This window comes from Streptomyces sp. NPDC091209 (assembly GCF_044757755.1).
Taxonomy (GTDB): Bacteria; Actinomycetota; Actinomycetes; order Streptomycetales; family Streptomycetaceae; genus Streptomyces.
Window position 1 is genome coordinate 77,997 of the sequence record NZ_JBIVVR010000007.1, and the last position, 17,971, is coordinate 95,967.

The following is a 17,971-nucleotide window of genomic DNA, read 5'->3' on the forward strand; positions in this document are numbered from 1 at the left end:
GGCGTACACCCCCACAACTCCCTTGAGCCGCAAGGAGATCACTCGATGCTGCCCTGGAAGCGAGTGCTCAGACCCCTGGCCGCGCTGCTCCTGACCGCCACCGTCGCGGTCATCCCCGCCGCCACAGCACACGCTGATTCCGCCCCCAGCAGTGGCTGGAACGACTACTCCTGCAAGCCGTCCGCCGCGCATCCCCGCCCCGTCGTCCTCGTGCACGGAACCTTCGGGAACTCCGTCGACAACTGGCTGGCCCTCGCGCCCTATCTGACCAGCCGCGGGTACTGCGTCTTCTCCCTCGACTACGGGCAGCTGCCCGGCGTCCCCCTCTTCAACGGCCTCGGCCCCATCGACCAGTCGGCCGCGCAGCTTCAGGTCTTCGTCGACAAGGTGCTCGCCGCGACCGGCGCGGCCAAGGCCGACCTGGTGGGCCACTCGCAGGGCGGCATGATGCCCCGCTACTACCTCAAGTTCCTCGGCGGAGCCGCCAAGGTGAACGCCCTCGTCGGTATCGCCCCCGACAACCACGGCACGACCCTCAACGGACTCACCAAGCTGCTCCCGTACTTCCCGGGCGCGGAGGACCTGCTGTCCGCGGCGACCCCGGGACTCGCGGACCAGATCGCCGGCTCCGCCTTCCTGACCAAGCTCAACGCGGGAGGCGACACCGTCCCCGGCGTCCACTACACGGTCATCGCCACCCGTCACGACGAGGTGGTCACGCCGTACGACTCCGGGTTCCTGAGCGGATCCGACGTGCACAACGTCCTGTTGCAGAACCTGTGCGGGCTCGACCTCTCCGAGCACGTGGCCATCGGGATCTTCGACCGGATCGCGTACCACGAGGTGGCGAACGCGCTCGACCCGGCACACGCCTCCACCACCACCTGCGCGTCCGTGTTCAGCTGACCGGCCGGCTGACCGGCTGACGTGCTCGGCGGACGACACGTCCATGGCCGTCCGCCCGAGCAGGCCGGCGTGACCGTCGGTCCGTCCGCGTTCCGAACCCACACGGAACGCGGACGGCCGAGCACGCCGCCGGGGGCTGTCCGGCCTGAGCCGCCGGTCAGCCCCCGGGAGTCGTCCGGCCCTAGCGGCCGCGCCGGCTTCCCGGCGTCGCGCGCCGCCGCACCGAGGCGAACAGCGCCGCGGCACCGAGCGCGAGGGCGGCGGCACCGCCGATCGCGACGTACGAGGTGGAGGAGTCGCCACCGGTCTCGGCGAGACTCCGGACGGAACCGGCCGCCTCCGGCAGGTTCCCCGCGGAGGCTGCGGAGGCCGCGGTGGCCTGCGTGTCCTCGGCCGTCCCGCTCTCCGCCGTGGTCGTGGTGTCCTCGACGGTCCCGGCGGTGTCCGCGCTCGTGGCCGGCTCCGCCGACGTACCGGCGTCGTCGTCACCGTGGCCGTGGTGTTCCACGGTCGACTTGCCGCTGCTGTCCTCGATCTGTTTGTCGGACGGCGCGGAGGCGCTCGGCGCGGGAGTTGTGCCGCCGCCCGCGCCCTTGCCGCCGCCGCTGCCCCCGAACGCGACATCGGAGCACGAGTAGAAGGCCTCCGGGCTGTCCGAGCGCTGCCAGACCGCGTACAGGAGCTGCTTGCCGGAGCGCTCCGGGAGCGTGCCCGAGAAGGTGTAGAAGCCGCCCGAGGCCGCCGGGTCGGTGACCGTCGCGACCGGGTGCGCCAGGTCCAGATCGCCCCAGGCCGGCGGCTTCGACGGGTCGTAGCCCGGCTTCGTGATGTAGACCTCGAACGTGCCCTTGTGCGGTGCGGTCACCCGGTACTTGAAGGTGTACGAGCCCCTGCTCACGCTCGTCGCGGGCCAGTCGGAGCGCGCCAGGTCGAGTCCCCTGAACTCGGCGTTGCCGGCGCTGCACAGCTTGCCGTCCGGGATCAGCTCCTGGTGCCGCCCGTTCGCGTCGCCGATGCGGATGCCGTTCCAGTCGTAGAGCGCCTGGGTGCCACCCGCCGCGACGGCCGCCTTGCAGGCGTCCGACCTGGGATTCTCCGGACCCTCCGCGTAGCACTGGGACACCCGGCTCACCGGGTCCCCCATCGAGCCGTGCGCCGAGGCCGGAGCGGCGGCCAGCGCGGCCAGGGCGAGCGGGGCGATGCCGAGGACGGCGACGCCGGCGGCCTTGCGGCGTGCGGACATGGGGGAACTCCTCGAACGGTCCTGTGGCGTGGAGTGAGTCCCGCAGGCGTTCCGTGCGGGATCCCGTGGGGGGCGATCAGAAAACTAGCCCCAAGGAACCGTGGAATCGCCTGCTGGAGGCGGGTGATGGTGATCCTTATGGCGCTGTTAAGGGAGTGCTGAGACTGCGATCAGGTAGGTAGCGTGCGGAGCATGAACGAGACGTCCGAGGAGCCCGGGGAGACGCCCGAGGGGTTCGGGGAGATGCCCGGGGGGTTCGGAGTGCGGGCCGCCGTGGTTGCCGACGTGCCCGTCGTGAAGGCCGTGATCGATGCCGCGTTCCAGCCGTACATCGAGCGCATCGGAGTCGTCCCGGTGCCCATGGAGGCGGACCACGCGGCGAACGTGGCGGCGGGACGGGTGTTCGTCACGGGGGAGCCGGTGACGGGGCTCGTGGTCGTCGAGGAGCGCGCTGACCATCTCTACCTCGACATCATCGCGGTCCGCCCCAACGCCCATGGCCGGGGCATCGGGGGACGGCTGCTGCGTTTCGTGGACGCACACGCGCGTGCGCTCGGGCTGGACGAGATCAGGCTCCATACGAACGCGATGATGTGGGCGAACCAGAAGATCTACCCGAGGTACGGCTACGAGGTGATCGAGCGGCGCGCGGACGGGCCGTACGACCGGATCCACTACCGCAAGCGGCTGGTCTGACGGCCTTCACCACAAGCCGCGCAAGCCGCGCAAGCCGCGCAAGCCGCGCAAGCCGCGCAAGCCGCGCAGGCCGCGCGGGGCGGCTCAGCCGTCCGGCCACCAGGTGCGCGCGATGTCCTTGCGGACCTCCGGGCGCTCGGCGGGGCGCTCGTCGGGCTCCTCCCGTACGCGGCGGGAGTCCGACTTCCTCAGGGGCTTCTGCACGGTCACACGGCGCATGGCTGCCTCCTTGGCGTCTACCGGATTCCGCGGTTGTACGGAGGTAGACCCTTTCGGGGAGAGTTCCTCATCGGTCGCGATCTGTCTGTGGCGGCGGTCACCCTTCGGCTGTCCGTGGTGGGCCCCCATCGGCTGCCCAAGGTGGGCACCCGTCGACTGTCAGTGGTGGGTGTCACTCTGGAGCGCATGGTGAGTAACAGTGGCATGAATCCGGGGGTGGGCGTCGACTGGGACGCGGCGTCCACCACCTTCGACGAGGAGCCCGACCACGGCCTGCGCGACCCCGTGGTCCGCGCTGCCTGGGTCGACCGGCTGCGAGACTGGCTGCCAGAGCGGGCCGGCGATGTGCTCGACGTGGGCTGCGGCACCGGCAGCCTGTCACTCATCGCGTCCGAGTGGGGCCACCGGGTCACCGGGGTCGACCTCTCGCCGCGCATGATCGACCTCGCCCGCGCCAAGCTGGCCGGACGCGACGCGGTGTTCCTCGTCGGTGACGCGGTGGCACCGCCCGTCGGCGAGCAGCGCTTCGACGTCCTGATCAGCCGCCATGTGCTGTGGACGCTGCCCGATCCCGAGCGCGTGCTGCGGCACTGGCGGGGACTGCTGCGCCCGGGAGGGCGGCTGCTGCTCGTCGAGGGCGTGTGGGGGACCCTGAGCCCGGTCGGCATATCCGCCGAGCGGATGGCCACCCTGCTCCGGCCGCTGGTGCCCGATGCCGCCGACCTGCGCGTGGAGCCGCTGTCGGCCGACGCGCAGCTGTGGGGACGGGACGTGGACGACGAGCGGTACGCCGTGGTGGCCCGCTTCTGACCGGCGCGCCTCCTGATCGGCGCGCCCCGAGATCGGCTCGCTCCGTGACCGGCGCGCCTTCCGAGGGGTGCCGCCCTCTGAGCGGGTGCTCCGAAGACTCTGATGACGCGCTCTGATGACGCGCTCTGAGGGGGCACTCGGAGCGGGCGGCATCGTGCGTCGGTGCGCGCGGGCCCGCGCGGCACCGGGTGTGCGACGCCCGCGCCCGCCCCGTCACTGGCGCCGCACGGGTCGGACGCCACCCCTGCGGCACCACAGCCGACATCGCCCGCCACGTCGGCACCTACACCAGCAGTGCTTCGAAGCCGCCCTCGCGGGCCAGGTGTTCGAGGTCGTCCAGGGCCTTCTCGGCGGCTGCCGCGGCGGCCGGGTCGGTGGTCGCGAGGCCGCTCTCCGCGAACTCGTCCTCGTCCAGGCGCCGTACGTCCGTGCCGTCGGCCGAGAGCCACAGGTCCAGGTCGAGATCCTCTACGACCAGCCGACCTCCGGACACGGTGGCCGGGCGGGTGATGTCGCAGTACCAGCCCTTGCGCACGCCCGCCGCGTCCCGGACCTCCTTCACCGCGTACCAGCGGTCCCGCCAGTAGTACTCGGTGAAGACATCGCCCTTCTCGAACCGTACGAAGCCGAAGTCGCGGACGGCGTCGCCCGCCCACGGTGCGCGCACGACCACCCGGGTGCCGTCGTCGGCGAGCAGTTCGGCCGGGTAACTGATCTTCGTACGGCCTGCCTTGACGAGCACGACCTCCAACGAGTCGGGCGTGTCAGCCGAGGTCACGGACATACTTCACCTCCGTTGCGCAGATTTCGTATCCGAACCATGTGTTGATCGCCAGCATCGGCCCGTTGCCCGCGTCGTTGCCGGTGAACGCCTCCGTGAACCCGGCCGCGCGGGCCCGGTGCAGGGAGTGGTTCTTGGCGAGCTTGGCCAGACCCCGGCCCCGGAAGGCGCGGTCGGTGCCTGTCATGACGGTGGCGTAGCGGGCGCCGCCGTCGGTGCGGGCCGCGCTGAACGCCGCCGGGCGGCCGTCGACGAGTGCGACGGAGGTGAGCTCATGGCTCAACAGCGGGTGGCGCCAGGTCTCCGTCAGCCAGGCCTCGTAGTCCGTGAACTCGCGGTCGACGTCGCTCGGTTCGTCGAGGAGCGTCTTCGCGTCCAGCGTGAACAGTGGCCGAGGGTCGTCCGCGAAGTCCGCTCCGGTGCGCAACTCGACGCCGGGCGGTGGGGGTTGAAGCGGTGGCAGGGTGCCGTTCGCCAGATCGAGGCGCAGGAAGTGTGCCGAGCGCGCCGCGCGATAGCCCCGCTTCTCGGCGAAGGCGCGGTCCTCGGGTGTGTCCTTCACCCACGCGTGCAGCCTGGTCGCGCCCAGCGCGGCGAGCCGCTCCTCGGCCGTGCGGGCCAGCAGCGAACCCGCGCCGCGTCCCGTCCGCTCCGGGTGCACGTAGATGTTGACGTCCGCCTGGCCGGGCTCCGGGCTGTCGTACACGAGGCCGGCCTGCGCGGTGCCGATCGGCTCCCCGTCCTCCTCGGCCAGCAACGGCCGGTAGTGGGCGTCGGGATGGGCCCACTCCAGGTCGTACGCGATGGACTCGGGGGTGAAGAGCATGAACGGGAGGGCCTGGTGACGGATGCGGGCGAAGGCGGCGGCGTCCGCCGGGTCGCCGAGCCGCAGTTCGCGGACGATCACGGTCATGGCATCGCACGCTACGCGGGGTCCGTGTGCGGATGCCTCTCATTTTCCGGCGGGTACGGGACAATCGCCGCGTGACCCTGAAGATCCGCATCACAGAGGGGGCCGCGCCGTACGAGCAGGTGCGCGCCCAGATTTCCGAGCAGGCCCGGTCCGGCGCGCTGCCGGTCGGCCACAAGCTGCCCACGGTACGGGGGCTGGCCGAGTCGCTCGGCCTCGCGGCCAACACCGTCGCCAAGGCCTACCGGGCCCTGGAGGCGGACGGGGTGATCGAGACGCGGGGCCGCAACGGTACGTTCGTGGCCGCCGCCGGGGACGCCGCGTCACGCGAGGCCGCGTCGGCCGCACAGGGCTACGCCGAGCGCGCGCAACGGCTCGGCCTGACCGAGAACGCCGCCCTGGACGCCGTACGAGACGCCCTGAGGGCCGCCTATGAGGACGGTTCCTAGCCCCAGCCACCAGGCATCAGCCGCCGGTATCCAGCCACCAGCCGCGTTCGCCGGCCGCCGGCCGCCACCGCACCACAGCCCGCAACCGCACCCCGGACTGGCTTCGGGCCTCGACTCCAGCCGGGGCCGGAGCCCGAACCGGGCCCGGATAATGCCCCTCAGCCCCAGCCCGGGTCCAAGCCTCGGCCCGGGTCCAAGCCTCGGCCGGGGACCCAGCCCCAGCGCGGGTCCAAGCCCCAGCGCGGGTCCAAGCCTCGGCCCGGGTCCAAGCCTCGGCCCGGGTCCAAGCCTCGGCCCGGGTCCAAGCCTCGGCCGGGGACCCAGCCTCGGCCGGGCACCCAGCCCCAGCCGGGGACCCAGCCCCAGCCGGGGACCACGCCCAGCCTGGACCCGGCCCCGAGCCCGGCATCACTACGAACCCCGGTCGAGGACCGAACCTCAGCCCCAGCCAGGTCCCTACAGGTACAACCCCGCGTCCGCGCCCTCCCGCTGGTCCGGTACCGATGTCGGGGTCGTGCCGCGGCGCAGTGCGTACAGCTCCGCGAGGGTCGCGCCCTCGCGAGAGACGCCCTCCTCGGTGCCCAGCCAGCCCACCGCCTCACGGCGGGTCAGCGGCCCGACCTCGATCCGGGCGAGGCAGCGGCCGGGACGGACGACGGCCGGGTGGAGGCGCTCCAGGTCCTCGTTCGTCGTGACGCCCACGAGGACGTTGCGGCCCTGGCCGAGCAGGCCGTCGGTGAGGTTGAGCAGCCGGGAGAGCGCCTGGCCCGCGGTGTGCTTGGCCTCGCCGCGGATCAGCTCGTCGCAGTCCTCCAGGAGCAGGAGCCGCCAGCGCCCCTTGCCGGTGCCGTCCTCCTCGCCGATCGCGATGTCCATCAGATAGCCGACGTCGGAGAAGAGCCGCTCGGGGTCCAGCACACAGTCCACCTGGCACCAGTCGCGCCAGGAACGGGCCAGCGTGCGCAGGGCGGAGGTCTTGCCGGTGCCGGGCGGACCGTGGAGCAGCAGCAGCCGCCCCGCGATGTCCTCCGGGGTCGTCTTCATCAGACGGTCCATGGCGTCGGCCACCGGCGCCGTGTAGTTGGCGCGGACCTCCTCCCACGTGCCCGCCGAGATCTGCCGGGTCGTGCGGTGCGGGCCCCGGCGCGGCGACACGTACCAGAAGCCCATCGTCACGTTCTCCGGCTGCGGTTCCGGCTCGTCCGCCGCGCCGTCCGTGGCCTGCTTCAGCACCTTCTCGGCCAGCTCGCCGCTGGTCGCGGTCACCGTGACGTCGGCACCCCGGTTCCAGCGGGACACCAGCAGGGTCCAGCCGTCGCCCTCGGCGAGGGTGGCGCTGCGGTCGTCGTCGCGCGCGGAGCGCAGCACCCGGGCGCCCGGTGGGAGCAGCGTGGCCCCGGACCGTACGCGGTCGATGTTCGCCGCGTGCGAGTGCGGCTGCTCGCCCGTCGCGAAGCGACCGAGGAACAGCGCGTCGACGACATCCGACGGCGAGTCGCTGTCGTCGACGTTGAGCCTGATCGGCAGAGCGTCGTGTGGGTTCGCAGACATGTCGCCATGATCTGTCACGAGGGCGCCCCGTGCACCCGGTTTCCGCGGTACGTCGCGTGTGTCGTGCCCGGTCCCGCTCTTCCGGTGTATCCCCTCCGTCCTGTAACAGGGCTGTGGTGTGACGAGATCTGTCCCGCGCCGGATATCCCCCGTTACTGTGGCCCATGATGGGACGTCATGGGTGGAGTTCGGGGGCGGGCCGATGGCGCCTCACCGCGCTGATCGGCGTCGGTGCGGCCGTGCTGGCCCTGGTGGTGACCTTGATCAACACCCTGCCGGGGGGCGGCGGGAGCACCGCGGGCACGACCCGCGACGGAGACAAGGTGCACGGCACACCCCTCACTCCGCCCGCGACGCCGCGGCCGGACGTGGGCTGGGGCTTCACCCACACCCAGTTCAGCGCCGACGAGGGCAGCGCGACCGCCACCGAGCGGGTCGAGGGACTGCTCGGCAAGGACCAGGTGGCGCTGCCGCAGAACCAGCACATCATGGGCTGGGGGGCGGGCAACCCCGAGCCGTCCAAGGGGCGTTACGACTTCTCCGAGATGGACAGCCGCATCGACTTCGTCCGCAGGTCCGGCGGCACCCCGACCGTCACGCTCTGCTGCTCACCGGACTGGATGAAAGGCGGTAAGTCCGGCGCCGACAACACGAATTGGAGCCAGTCGTCCCTGGAGACGGCCCCGGAGCCGTCCCACTTCGCGGACTTCGCCGCGCTCGCCGCGACCGTCGCCCGACGCTATCCCGACGTGAGGCACTTCATCGTCTGGAACGAGTTCAAGGGCTTCTGGAACGACAGCAAGGGCCGTTGGGACTACGAGGGTTACACCCAGCTCTACAACCTGGTCTACAAGGCGCTGAAGAAGGTGAACAAGGACATCATGGTGGGTGGCCCCTACCTGGTCATGGACAGCTTCGACCCGCGTCAGACCCAGGACGCTTCCCCGACCGTGCGGGGCACCTGGGGCGCCATGGACCAGCGGGTCCTGGACGCCTTCGACTACTGGAACGAGCACAAGGCGGGCGCCGACTTCGTGGTCGTGGACGGCTCCAGCTACACCGACGACGACGACACCCTGCCCGATGAGTTCGCGGCCACCGACAAGCTCACGGCCGTCGGCGCGTGGGTGCGTGCGCGGACGCACGGACTGCCGCTGTGGTGGGCCGAGTACTACGTCGAGCCGGCCGACGGCAACGACGAGCGCGGGGGCTGGTCCGAGACCCACCGGGTCGCCGTCCAGGCGAGCGGCCTGATCGCGATGGTCAAGGGCGGCGCCTCCTCGGGCTTCTACTGGAACCCGGAGAAGGAGAAGGGCTCCGGCTGCGCCGGCTGCCTGTGGACCCCGACCGACACCGCGGGTGGGGGGAGGGAACTCCCCATGTACGACCTGGTCTCCCGCTTCGGCAGGGCGTTCCCGCCGGGGACCGCGTACGAGAAGGTGGCCGTCGCCGCGGACGACGTGCCCAACGTGCGGGTCCTCGCCTCCGCCAGGACCGTCCTCGTGGTCAACACCCTGGACCGGCCGATCAGCGCGCAGGTCGACGGGAAACGCTTCGAGATGGCCGCGTACGAGGTGAAGTGGCTCAGCCGGTAGTCCCGTTGAGCCAGATCACCCCGTACGCACGACTCCCTGCCCGTCGAGCGGTCCGTCCGTCACTTCATCGTCAGGAACCGCTGCACCAGTGAGGCCAGCAGGACCGCCAGCAGGGGCAGCGAGAACCAGAAGCTGCTCTGCAGCCACTGCAACTGCCGTATGCCGGGCCGCACCGCGACCCGGACCCACTCCCGCACCGTCAGCAGCACGATGAGGGCGACGGCCGCGAGACCGCCGACGACCGACCAGGGCGTCCACGTCACCTGCGGTCCGATCGGACCCGGATCGGCCCGCGGGACCCTGCCCTGGGGCTGCGTCCGCAGGGTGTACATGGTGACGTCCTCGTTGACCAGGACCTTCTTCAGTTCCTGCCGACCGTCGAGGTTGGTGATCAGCCTCGACTCCCAGGTCGTCGAGTAGCCCACGTCCATTTCCAGGTAGACCACCTGGCTGCGGTTGATCATCAGATACGAGTTCGGGCCCGCGTCCTTGAGCGCCTTGACCAGACCGGACACCAGGACCGGGTCGACGGGCGCGAGGGTGGGCACGTACTGCACCTTCTCCATGTCCTTGGCGCCCCACGGCATCGCGGGTGTCACGTTGTCGGCGGTGTCGTTGCTCATCCACAGCAGCCGGACCGTCGGATCGTCGTGCGCGTACACGTAGTTCATGGCCGCCACCTCGCCCGGCCTGATCCGCTCGAACGCCTCGTTGCCCCAACGGGCCACCAGGAAGCCGCCCATGAGCAGCAGGCCCGCCATCAGGGCGGCGATCGGGGCGAGACTCACCCGGTCCTTGTCGCGCTCCTTCACGGTGGCACCGGTGCGCGGGAACAGGGCGAGTCCGGCGAGCAGAGCCGCGCCCGGGACAGCGAACATGAAGACGCGCAGGGCCATTTCGCCGCCGTACGACTGCATGCCGAAGCCGAGGAACGGGACGAAGGTCAGCACGAGCAGCGAGCGCTCGCGGTACTTGTTCTCGCGCCGCCGCCACCAGCCCCAGCAGGCGAAGACCATCAGGGAGCCGGCGAGCAGCACCCGGGTGTAGAGCACCAGCTTGTGGGTCGAACTGCCGCCCTGGATACGGCCGGAGACCGACGTCGACACATTGCTGCCGACGCCGCCGACCCCGCCGAACAGCTCGTTGAAGTGACCCGACCAGTACGGCTCGGCCATGAAACCGACCCAGGCGGCGACCAGGACGGCGAACAGGATGGGCAGACCGCGCAGTTCGGAGCGGCCGACGAGGACGAGGACCGCGAGGACGCCCAGCATCACGAACGGGGTGAGCTGGTGCGCCGGGACCGTGGCCGCGAACAGCCCGATCAGGATCATGAGCAGCACGGCCCGCTGCCGGCGGTCCGCCGGCTCCACCTCGGCCTCGCCAGGCCGCCGGGTCCCCCACAGCACCCGCGGCGCCCGGAACCACACCAGCAGGATCGCCACGAACATCAGGTACAGCAGATAGGTGAAGCCCTGCGGGGAGAAGTAGTCCTGGCCGACCCAGCCGCACAGAGTGAAGAACCAGATGCCCGTCCACTTGGCGCGCCAGCTCGCCCGCATCGAGCGCACGAGCAGGAACATCGGCGCCAGATAGAGGAGTTGGATGGTGAGCGGCCACCAGCGGATGACCTCGGTGAGGTCGGTGACCCCGCACGCCTTCGCGACGAACGCGGCCGCCGCGAAGAAGCCGGGCCAGCTCCAGCGTGCGTCCAGGTCCGGCACGGCGGACCCGGTGCGGTCGATGTAGTCCAGGAACCCGAGGTGCTGCCAGGCGGTCGCGAACCGTGGCTCGGTCTCGATGACGGCAGGCAGCGCGTGCAGGGACACGACGGTGGCGAGCAGGGTGATCAGCAGCAGGCCCCGGTGCTCGCTGTTCATCCAGAGCAGTGAGGCGAAGACCGTGACCAGCAGAGCCGCGCCGACGAGGGTGGGCAGCGGGAGCACGGAGATCAGGCCCAGGCCGCCCATGCGGGCCAGGGAACCGTCGTTGAGGCTCAGCGCGGGCACCCAGTACAGGAGCAGCGCGGAGAACAGGAGACAGCCGAGGACGACGCCCGGCTTCGACGGACGCAGGACGCGTTGCCGCCAGGACAGCGGCGGGTCGCCCGGCCCCTGTCTGTTGTCCGTCGCCGGTTGTGCCTCGGCGGCCGACCGTGCCTCCGAGGCCGACGGCCGCGCCTCGGCGGCCGACCGGGCTTCCGTGGCTTGCCGGGCCTCCTCGGCGGGCCGGGCCCCGGCGGGCGAGCCGCCGGCCGGTGTACCGCGCGTCCCGGTCGGAGCGCTCCCTGGGTCGCGCGCCTCGAACGGGGCGTCGACCTCCGGCGTCTCCGCCGGGCCGAGCGAGGCCTCCGAGCCCGGCTCGCGGGCCTCGACCGGCAGACCCACGGACGGCTGCCGCAGCGCCCACGTCGGACGCCGCGCCGCCGGTGTGCCGCTCGGCGGAGTGCCGGGCCCCGGACGGACGTCGGGCCTGCGTTCCTGGTGGTCGAAGTCGACGTGCACGCCGAGGGCGAGGGTGTCGGAGTCGAGGGCCCAGCCGGGCCCGCGCTTCGGCTCGCGCGGCTCGGTGACGGCGACATCGCGCGCCCCCAGGTCGGCGAGGTCCCCGTCCGGCGCCGCGTCCTCGGGCCGCTCGGCGGGCGGGGCGGTGCGGACGATCCTGAACAGCCTGGGCGCGGCGATCGTCACGATCACCGTGAGGCTGGAGATCTCGGCGACACCCGCGCCGGTCAGGCCCATCCGGGGCAGCAGGAACACCGTGAGGCCGAGCACGAGCACGCACAACAGGCCCTGCAGATAAGCGAGTCCGGAGGTCCGGCTCTGGGCGCGCAGGACGGCGAAGTACGTCTCCATGACCACCCGCAGCAGCGCGCCGACGGCGAACCAGCGCAGCAGCGGGGTCGCCGCGTGCGCGTAGCCGTCGCCGAACACGTGCAGGATGAACGGGGCGCCGAGGAAGAGCAGTCCGCACACCGGCAGCATGATCCGGGCCATGCGCTTGAGCGCGGCCCGGGTGTCGGCGGCCAGCCGTGCCGGTTCGTGCGATCCCTCGACGGTCAGCGAGGCGCCCATGTTGATGGCGAGCAGGTTGACCGTGCCGCCTATGGTCGTGGTGATGTAGAAGTACGCGTTGTCGGCGGAGCTGACCTGCGACGCCACGATCACCGGGACGAGATAGACGACGGCGAGCGAGAACAGCGAACCGGTGTAGTCACCGGCGAGGAAGCGGCCGATCTCCTTGAGCGACGGCGGCTTCGCATGGTCCTTCGTCGCTTTGATGTGCCGGGGAACGAGCCGTCGGAACACCAGCAGTCCCAGCGGCACCACCGACAGGGCGATGGCGGCCACCCAGGAGACGAAGACGCCCGACGTGGGGATCGCGGCGGCGAGTGCGACCAGCAGCACCAGCTTCACCGCGGAGAACACGGTGTTGCCCACCGGCACCCACAGCGCGCTGCGCAGCCCCGTCAGCACGCCGTCCTGGAGCGTCAGCAGCGACCAGGCGACGACCGCGATGACGAAGCCGAGCCCGTGGAGCGTGCCGTGCAGGAAGCGGTACGAGGGCCCCCATGCGTTCAGGGTGAGCAGGAAGATCCCGGCGGCGACCGCCACGACCACCGAACTGCCCGCGTACGTACGGAAGATGAGCCGCCCGGTGGCACGCCCCGCGACCGGGATGAAGCGGGCGAGCGCACCCGTCAGCGTCACCGCGGTCACGCCGGCGAGGAGCTTCATCGCGGCGATCGCGGCGGAGCCCTGACCGACCGCCGCGTCGGTGTAGTAGCGGGCGGCGAGCAGCCAGTACCCGAGCCCGAGCACCGCGGAGATCCCGGTGTTGAGCATCAGGGCGTAGGCGTTGCGGAACAGCTGGCTTCCCCCGTCGGCCCCCTTGCGCCCCCGGCCGGGCAGCCGCAGGCGGCGGCCCGGCCGCTGCTCGGGTGCCTCGGTCGGGGGCGTGGAAGCCTGGGTTGTGGTGGTCGTGTCAGACACGGGAACGGATGGCCTTCCGGCGGACCTGTCGTGCTCTTCGGACCATGGCGTACCCCTTGGTGAGGGCGCGGTCCCGGGCGAAGGTACGGGTGATCGCGCGGCCCTCGACCAGCCGCTCGAACTCCTCGATACCGGTCGTACGACGCACGGTGACGCGCTGCAGGGCGTAGGGGCCCTGGCGTCGGCGTGCGAGACCGTTTCCGACGGCGAGCGACTGGGCGAACCCCGCCTCGCGCACCGTACGGCGCACCCGTGGGCTGGAGTAGCCGTACGGGTACGCGAACGACACCGGGCGGGCGCCCAGTTCGGCGGCGATGATTTCCTTGCAGCGCAGCAGCTCGAACCAGAGCGCGTCGTCCGCGATCTGGTCGAGCTGCGGATGGGTGTGGCTGTGCCCGCCGATCTCCATCTGTTCGCCCGCGAGCCTGCGCACCTGGTCCCAGCCGAGCATGGCGTCGAGGCCGCCCCCGGTGTCGTAGGCGCCCCTGATCCACCCCGTCGAGACGAACAGGGTGGACGCGAAGCCGTACTTGGCGAGCGCGGGCAGTGCGTGCAGGTGCACGCCCTCGTAGCCGTCGTCGAAGGTGATCAGCACGGGGCGCGCGGGCAGCGGTCCGCCCGAGCGCCAACTCGACGCCAGCCGGGCGGTGTCGAGCGGCGTGAAGCCGCGGTCGTCGAGCAGCGCCATCTGCTCGGCGAAGGCCTCGGGGGAGACGGACAGCGCCCGGGTCGCGTCGTTGGGCGACCGCGCGATCGAGTGGTACATCAGGATCGGTACCGGTTCGCTCATGCCGCCGCCCCCTCGTCGTCCGGGACCCCCTCGCCCGCCGTGACGGAGACCACGGAGAACGTGGCCCCGCTCCGGCGGGCCCGGATGCTCCCGAGTAGGTACCCCCCGGCCGCCGTCAGTACCCCGGCGACGATCGCGCCCGCGCGGCCCGCGCCGCCCGGCCGGGCCAGCGCGGCGTCCCGCAGTCCGCGCAGCACGCCGGCCGGCAGCACCCGGGTCGAGTAGCGGCGTTCCGACTCAAGTCCCTTGTCGGCACCCACACTTCGGGCGACCAGGGCTTTGGACAGGCCTTCGGCGTAGGAGCGGGTACGGAAGTAGCCGAAGTGCTCGCGGGCCTCGGGCACCCGGTGATGGATGACCGCGCGGTCGTCGATCAGCAGGATCGCGTCCGGCCGGGCACGGGTGAGGCGGATGCACAGTTCCGTCTCCTCGCAGCCCAGCGGGCGCTTGTCGCCGTCGCGGCCGATGCCGGTGGCGAAGCCGCCCGCCGCGTCGAACGCCGTTCGACGGAAAGAGGCGTTGCCGCCGAGGACATTGCGGACCCGGACGCGGCCCGGTGGCAGCCCCTTGTACGTGCAGCCCACCACCCAGTCGAACTCCTCGGGGAACCAGGCCGGACGGCGGCCGGACGCCCAGATCGGCATCGTACGGCCGCCGACGGCCATGACCCGTGGATCGGTGTAACCCTCGGCGAAATGCAGCAGCCAGTCCCGTTCGGCGACGGCGTCGTCGTCGAGGAACGCGATGACGGCTGCGCGCGAGGCGGCGATCCCGGTGTTGCGGCCGGCGGACAGACCGCGGGGGCCCGCGTTGGCGAGCACCCGCACCCCGTCGGTCTCCTTGTACTCCCCGCTCAGCCGCTCCAGGAGGACGGCATTGTGGTCCACGACCAGCAGCGTCTCCAGGGCGGGCAGGGACTGCGCCCGCACCGAGGAGACCGCCGCGAGGATGTCCTCCCAGCGGTCCTCGGTGTAGACGCAGATCACCACGGAGATGTCCTGCGTGCTCAAGACACCTCTCCCTGGCCGGAGTCGAGCTGGGCGGCGTGCGGCCTGCGGCGCAGCGCGCGCCGGTTGGAGCGTTCCTTGAGGATCACCTTGAGCACCCGCAGCCCGTCGCGCACGGCGCGCAGATTGCTGGTGCCGTGGATGCGGAGGTACTCGTGGCTCGGTATCTCCTGCACCTTGAGCCCTGCCTTGACCACCCGGATGTTCATCAGGGTCTCGACCTCGAAGCCCGTGCAGTCGAGCTCGATCTTGTCGAGGCAGTGCCGCCAGAACGCGTTGTATCCGTAGCAGAGGTCGGTGTAGCGGGCGCCGAACTTGGCGTTGACGGTCGCACAGAGCACGCGGTTGCCGAGTTTGCGGATCGGCGTCATGTCGGACGTGCCGCCGCCGTTCGCGAACCGCGAGCCCTTGGCGAAGTCGGCCCCGGACACCAGCGCGGAGACGTACGACACGATCTCGTGGCCGTCGGCCGAGCCGTCCGCGTCGACCATCACGATGATGTCGCCGGTGCACGCCTCGAACCCGGTGATCAGGGCGTCGCCCTTGCCCTTTCCGCGCTGCCCGACGACCTTGACGTCCGGCCACAGGTCGCGGGCCACCTCGACGGTGTTGTCGGTGGAGTTGCCGTCGACCAGGACCACTTCGTGGATCCACGACGGAAGGGTCTTGAACACGTAGGGGAGATTCTCCGCCTCGTTCATGGCGGGAATCACGACACTCACCGGCGGCGCGATGGCCAGGTGAGATGAGATGGGCCGGTACTTGGCGGCCACTGACGGATCATCGCCCGAAATGGCTGGGCGCAGGACTGAGCTCATGAGTCTGATCCCTCTCGTCCGGTGGACCGCCCGCCCCTGGGCGGTCCGGCTCTTTGTCCGGTTCGAAAGGGGGGTTCTCACTGACGGCATACTGAAATGGATCTCCGTGCATGCCGGGTGAGCTGGCAAAACTGGCCGGCTCCGAAAAGAGGAGCCGGTCGCGCGGCACGACTCGGCACAGGTCTGGTCACCGAGTACGGCACCCCCCAACCGCGCCCCGCTCCGGAAACCATCGCGGTCCTTGAGCCCTCCCCTAGAGCCGCTGATGATGGACCGATGCGGGTGAGATGTACGACGGTATTGACGATTGAGTCTGTATGGCAAGACCTGGAACGAGGCCTCACGTTTTTGTTGGTTTGACCGTTACTCGGCGCCTCGAGTGGATTTCTCCCATCCGTTTGAGGATCCCGCAGGCCGGCGCGAACGGCTCCGGCCGGGTGTCACCACCCACCCCTCGGGCGCGCGGACGTGCCGCCTCCCCGGGGGAATCCTTGATGTTCCGTTCCGGCCCCTGGTCGTCAGAGGGTCCGTCCGCCCGTCCTGCGGTCGCCCCGTCGCCGCGCCAGCGCCAGCAGGAGAATCAGCGAGCTGAGTGCGGCCACCGCCACGATCCCGCCGGGAACCGACCAGCGGTGGACGGCGATCATGCCCTGGGCCACCAGCATGTCCAGGGTGACCGCGCCGGCGAGGGACGCGAGGACGCGTCCGAAGGGTTCCAGCCCGCGCAGTGCGGCCGCGATGGCGGCCGACGGCGCCGCGAGCAGGAAGAACAGGGTGAACGGGCCGCGCAGGGGTGAGTTCACATCGGCGAGTGCCAGGAACGCGCCGACGCCCCCGACCACGGTCGCGACACCCGCGAGCAACGGCAGGAGGTCCCTCCCCGGACCCTTCCGCGACCGCTCGGCGGTGTCGGACGATGATGTCTTGATACCTATGGCCTGCATTGGCGACTTTGCCCCCCGAAGCGCCGGATGCCGGACTTCAATGTGGCGCAATGGTCCTGTGGACGTCAAGGCGCGGGCGGCGTTCCCGGGAGTTCTGGCCGTCTTTTGAACGCGCACTTCCGGAGTTGACGCTTTCCTTCGGTAACTGCCGTGTGAAACCACGGAGTTGGTGGGCGGAGGACGGTCTCGTCGAGCCATATGTGTGACGCCGGGGCGGCCTCCGGGGAGTTGGCGGGCCGCCGTCCGTGTCACCTGACCGGCATCTGACTGTCATGGACATGTAGCGGAATAGGGGATGAACGGGGGCGGATCCGGCGACTGATGCCTATGAGTCTTGGCATGGACACTTCCTGTCAACATGCGTAGCTGCTACCAAAGTTGTGGCAGAGATCCTGCTAAAGGGAGGTTCCATGAAACGTCCCAGATTTTCGGCATCCGTGACCTCACTCCTCCTCGCCGTCGGCCTCGCCCTCACCGGGGCAGCCGCGGCGCAGGCGCAAACCGCGGCGGCCACCGGCTATGTGGCCCTCGGTGACTCCTATTCCTCCGGCGTCGGCGCAGGCAGCTACATCAGCTCCAGCGGCTCGTGCGATCGCAGCACGAACGCGTATCCGTATCTCTGGAAAGCCGCCCATTCACCCTCGTCGTTCGACTTCACCGCTTGCTCGGGCGCTCGTACGGGTGATGTCACGGCGAATCAGCTCGGCCCGCTCAGCTCCGCCACGGGCCTCGTCTCGATCACCATCGGCGGCAACGACGCCGGGTTCTCCGACGTCATGACGACCTGTGTCCTGCAGTCCGAGAGCACCTGCCTCGCCCGCATCGCCACGGCGAAGGCGTACGTCGACTCCACGCTCCCCGGAAACCTCGACTCGGTCTACTCGGCGATCAGCGCGAAGGCCCCGGCCGCCCATGTGGTCGTCCTGGGCTACCCCCGCTTCTACAAGCTCAACGGAAGCTGCCTGACCGGACTTTCGGAGAACGAAAGGTCCGCCATCAACGGCGCCGCCGACTATCTGGACAGCGCGATCGCCGCCCGTGCCGCCGCCCACGGCTTCACGTTCGCCGATGTACGCGGCAACTTCACCGGCCACGAGATCTGCTCCGGTGACGCCTGGCTGCACAGCCTGAACTGGCTGGACATCGGCGAGTCGTACCACCCGACCGCGGCCGGCCATTCCGGTGGCTATCTGCCGGCCTTCTCCGGAGCCGCCTGACCTCCGGGCCCCACTCCCGGAACCCTTCGAGAGAGCACCCGTC

At 70.8% G+C, this 17,971-nt stretch carries 16 protein-coding genes; 6 read left to right on the plus strand and 10 right to left on the minus strand.

What is annotated here, in order from left to right; genetic code table 11:
* Positions 1-45 precede the first annotated feature (45 nt).
* Positions 46-906: an esterase/lipase family protein gene (locus ACIQRL_RS21315; RefSeq protein WP_401333559.1), complete on the plus strand. Its 861-nt coding sequence runs from the start codon at positions 46-48 to the stop codon at positions 904-906.
* A gap of 181 nt (positions 907-1,087) precedes the next feature.
* Here ACIQRL_RS21315 and ACIQRL_RS21320 read toward each other — a convergent pair whose 3' ends face one another.
* Positions 1,088-2,149, minus strand: coding sequence for a lytic polysaccharide monooxygenase (locus ACIQRL_RS21320; RefSeq protein ID WP_401333562.1), 1,062 nt, complete (start codon positions 2,147-2,149; stop codon positions 1,088-1,090).
* 243 nt (positions 2,150-2,392) lie between these two features.
* Between ACIQRL_RS21320 and ACIQRL_RS21325 the strand changes: the two genes are divergently transcribed.
* Positions 2,393-2,845: a GNAT family N-acetyltransferase gene (locus ACIQRL_RS21325; RefSeq protein WP_401334438.1), complete on the plus strand. Its 453-nt coding sequence runs from the start codon at positions 2,393-2,395 to the stop codon at positions 2,843-2,845.
* Positions 2,846-2,929: 84 nt separating this feature from the next.
* Here ACIQRL_RS21325 and ACIQRL_RS21330 read toward each other — a convergent pair whose 3' ends face one another.
* The gene (locus ACIQRL_RS21330; protein ID WP_103553260.1) at positions 2,930-3,064 is read right to left on the minus strand and encodes a hypothetical protein; all 135 of its coding nucleotides are present in this window, start codon (positions 3,062-3,064) and stop codon (positions 2,930-2,932) included.
* Positions 3,065-3,250: 186 nt separating this feature from the next.
* On the opposite strand from ACIQRL_RS21330, the gene ACIQRL_RS21335 reads away from it, so the two are divergent.
* Complete coding sequence (locus tag ACIQRL_RS21335) at positions 3,251-3,874, plus strand: class I SAM-dependent methyltransferase (protein WP_401333566.1); 624 nt, start codon at positions 3,251-3,253, stop codon at positions 3,872-3,874.
* 283 nt (positions 3,875-4,157) lie between these two features.
* Here ACIQRL_RS21335 and ACIQRL_RS21340 read toward each other — a convergent pair whose 3' ends face one another.
* On the minus strand, positions 4,158-4,658 hold the full coding sequence (locus ACIQRL_RS21340) for a DUF402 domain-containing protein (RefSeq protein WP_401333569.1): 501 nt from the start codon (positions 4,656-4,658) through the stop codon (positions 4,158-4,160).
* Positions 4,639-5,568 (minus strand): GNAT family N-acetyltransferase, encoded by a 930-nt coding sequence (locus ACIQRL_RS21345; RefSeq protein WP_401333572.1) that lies wholly within the window; start codon positions 5,566-5,568, stop codon positions 4,639-4,641. Before ACIQRL_RS21345 ends, ACIQRL_RS21340 begins: the two co-directional genes overlap by 20 nt.
* Positions 5,569-5,639: 71 nt before the next feature.
* Here ACIQRL_RS21345 and ACIQRL_RS21350 point away from each other — a divergent pair, with 71 nt between their 5' ends.
* Positions 5,640-6,014, plus strand: a complete 375-nt coding sequence (locus tag ACIQRL_RS21350; protein WP_401333575.1) for a GntR family transcriptional regulator — start codon at positions 5,640-5,642, stop codon at positions 6,012-6,014.
* Between the two features lie 456 nt (positions 6,015-6,470).
* On the opposite strand, the gene ACIQRL_RS21355 is transcribed toward ACIQRL_RS21350, so the two are convergent.
* Positions 6,471-7,565: a DUF5925 domain-containing protein gene (locus ACIQRL_RS21355; RefSeq protein ID WP_401333577.1), complete on the minus strand. Its 1,095-nt coding sequence runs from the start codon at positions 7,563-7,565 to the stop codon at positions 6,471-6,473.
* A 167-nt stretch (positions 7,566-7,732) separates the two neighbouring features.
* Between ACIQRL_RS21355 and ACIQRL_RS21360 the strand changes: the two genes are divergently transcribed.
* Positions 7,733-9,160 (plus strand): xylan 1,4-beta-xylosidase, encoded by a 1,428-nt coding sequence (locus tag ACIQRL_RS21360; protein ID WP_401334441.1) that lies wholly within the window; start codon positions 7,733-7,735, stop codon positions 9,158-9,160.
* A 59-nt stretch (positions 9,161-9,219) separates the two neighbouring features.
* On the opposite strand, the gene ACIQRL_RS21365 is transcribed toward ACIQRL_RS21360, so the two are convergent.
* The 5 genes from ACIQRL_RS21365 to ACIQRL_RS21385 all read right to left on the minus strand — a co-directional run bounded on the left by ACIQRL_RS21365 (position 9,220) and on the right by ACIQRL_RS21385 (position 16,711).
* Entirely contained in the window at positions 9,220-13,152 is a 3,933-nt protein-coding gene (locus ACIQRL_RS21365) for a lipopolysaccharide biosynthesis protein (protein WP_401333578.1), read from the minus strand.
* Positions 13,145-13,942 carry a polysaccharide deacetylase family protein gene (locus tag ACIQRL_RS21370; RefSeq protein WP_401333581.1) on the minus strand — a complete coding sequence of 266 codons (798 nt, stop codon included), beginning with the start codon at positions 13,940-13,942 and terminating at the stop codon, positions 13,145-13,147. Before ACIQRL_RS21370 ends, ACIQRL_RS21365 begins: the two co-directional genes overlap by 8 nt.
* Positions 13,939-14,952, minus strand: a complete 1,014-nt coding sequence (locus tag ACIQRL_RS21375) for a glycosyltransferase family 2 protein (protein WP_401333584.1) — start codon at positions 14,950-14,952, stop codon at positions 13,939-13,941. The genes ACIQRL_RS21370 and ACIQRL_RS21375 overlap by 4 nt, the downstream gene beginning before the upstream one ends.
* Positions 14,949-15,767 carry a glycosyltransferase family 2 protein gene (locus tag ACIQRL_RS21380; protein WP_401333587.1) on the minus strand — a complete coding sequence of 273 codons (819 nt, stop codon included), beginning with the start codon at positions 15,765-15,767 and terminating at the stop codon, positions 14,949-14,951. Before ACIQRL_RS21380 ends, ACIQRL_RS21375 begins: the two co-directional genes overlap by 4 nt.
* Positions 15,768-16,285: 518 nt before the next feature.
* Positions 16,286-16,711 (minus strand): hypothetical protein, encoded by a 426-nt coding sequence (locus tag ACIQRL_RS21385; RefSeq protein WP_401333590.1) that lies wholly within the window; start codon positions 16,709-16,711, stop codon positions 16,286-16,288.
* 410 nt (positions 16,712-17,121) lie between these two features.
* On the opposite strand from ACIQRL_RS21385, the gene ACIQRL_RS21390 reads away from it, so the two are divergent.
* Complete coding sequence (locus ACIQRL_RS21390) at positions 17,122-17,928, plus strand: SGNH/GDSL hydrolase family protein (protein WP_401333592.1); 807 nt, start codon at positions 17,122-17,124, stop codon at positions 17,926-17,928.
* The last annotated feature ends 43 nt before the right edge of the window (positions 17,929-17,971 follow it).

Excerpts from the sequence above, each read along its gene's own strand:
- ACIQRL_RS21315 (WP_401333559.1), top strand. The coding sequence starts at position 46 with ATGCTGCCCTGGAAGCGAGTGCTCAGACCCCTGGCCGCGCTGCTCCTG.
- ACIQRL_RS21320 (WP_401333562.1), bottom strand. The coding sequence starts at position 2,149 with ATGTCCGCACGCCGCAAGGCCGCCGGCGTCGCCGTCCTCGGCATCGCC.
- ACIQRL_RS21325 (WP_401334438.1), top strand. The coding sequence starts at position 2,393 with ATGCCCGGGGGGTTCGGAGTGCGGGCCGCCGTGGTTGCCGACGTGCCC.
- ACIQRL_RS21330 (WP_103553260.1), bottom strand. The coding sequence starts at position 3,064 with ATGCGCCGTGTGACCGTGCAGAAGCCCCTGAGGAAGTCGGACTCCCGC.
- ACIQRL_RS21335 (WP_401333566.1), top strand. The coding sequence starts at position 3,251 with ATGGTGAGTAACAGTGGCATGAATCCGGGGGTGGGCGTCGACTGGGAC.
- ACIQRL_RS21340 (WP_401333569.1), bottom strand. The coding sequence starts at position 4,658 with ATGTCCGTGACCTCGGCTGACACGCCCGACTCGTTGGAGGTCGTGCTC.
- ACIQRL_RS21345 (WP_401333572.1), bottom strand. The coding sequence starts at position 5,568 with ATGACCGTGATCGTCCGCGAACTGCGGCTCGGCGACCCGGCGGACGCC.
- ACIQRL_RS21355 (WP_401333577.1), bottom strand. The coding sequence starts at position 7,565 with ATGTCTGCGAACCCACACGACGCTCTGCCGATCAGGCTCAACGTCGAC.
- ACIQRL_RS21360 (WP_401334441.1), top strand. The coding sequence starts at position 7,733 with ATGGGACGTCATGGGTGGAGTTCGGGGGCGGGCCGATGGCGCCTCACC.
- ACIQRL_RS21370 (WP_401333581.1), bottom strand. The coding sequence starts at position 13,942 with ATGAGCGAACCGGTACCGATCCTGATGTACCACTCGATCGCGCGGTCG.
- ACIQRL_RS21380 (WP_401333587.1), bottom strand. The coding sequence starts at position 15,767 with ATGAGCTCAGTCCTGCGCCCAGCCATTTCGGGCGATGATCCGTCAGTG.
- ACIQRL_RS21385 (WP_401333590.1), bottom strand. The coding sequence starts at position 16,711 with ATGCAGGCCATAGGTATCAAGACATCATCGTCCGACACCGCCGAGCGG.
- ACIQRL_RS21390 (WP_401333592.1), top strand. The coding sequence starts at position 17,122 with ATGAAACGTCCCAGATTTTCGGCATCCGTGACCTCACTCCTCCTCGCC.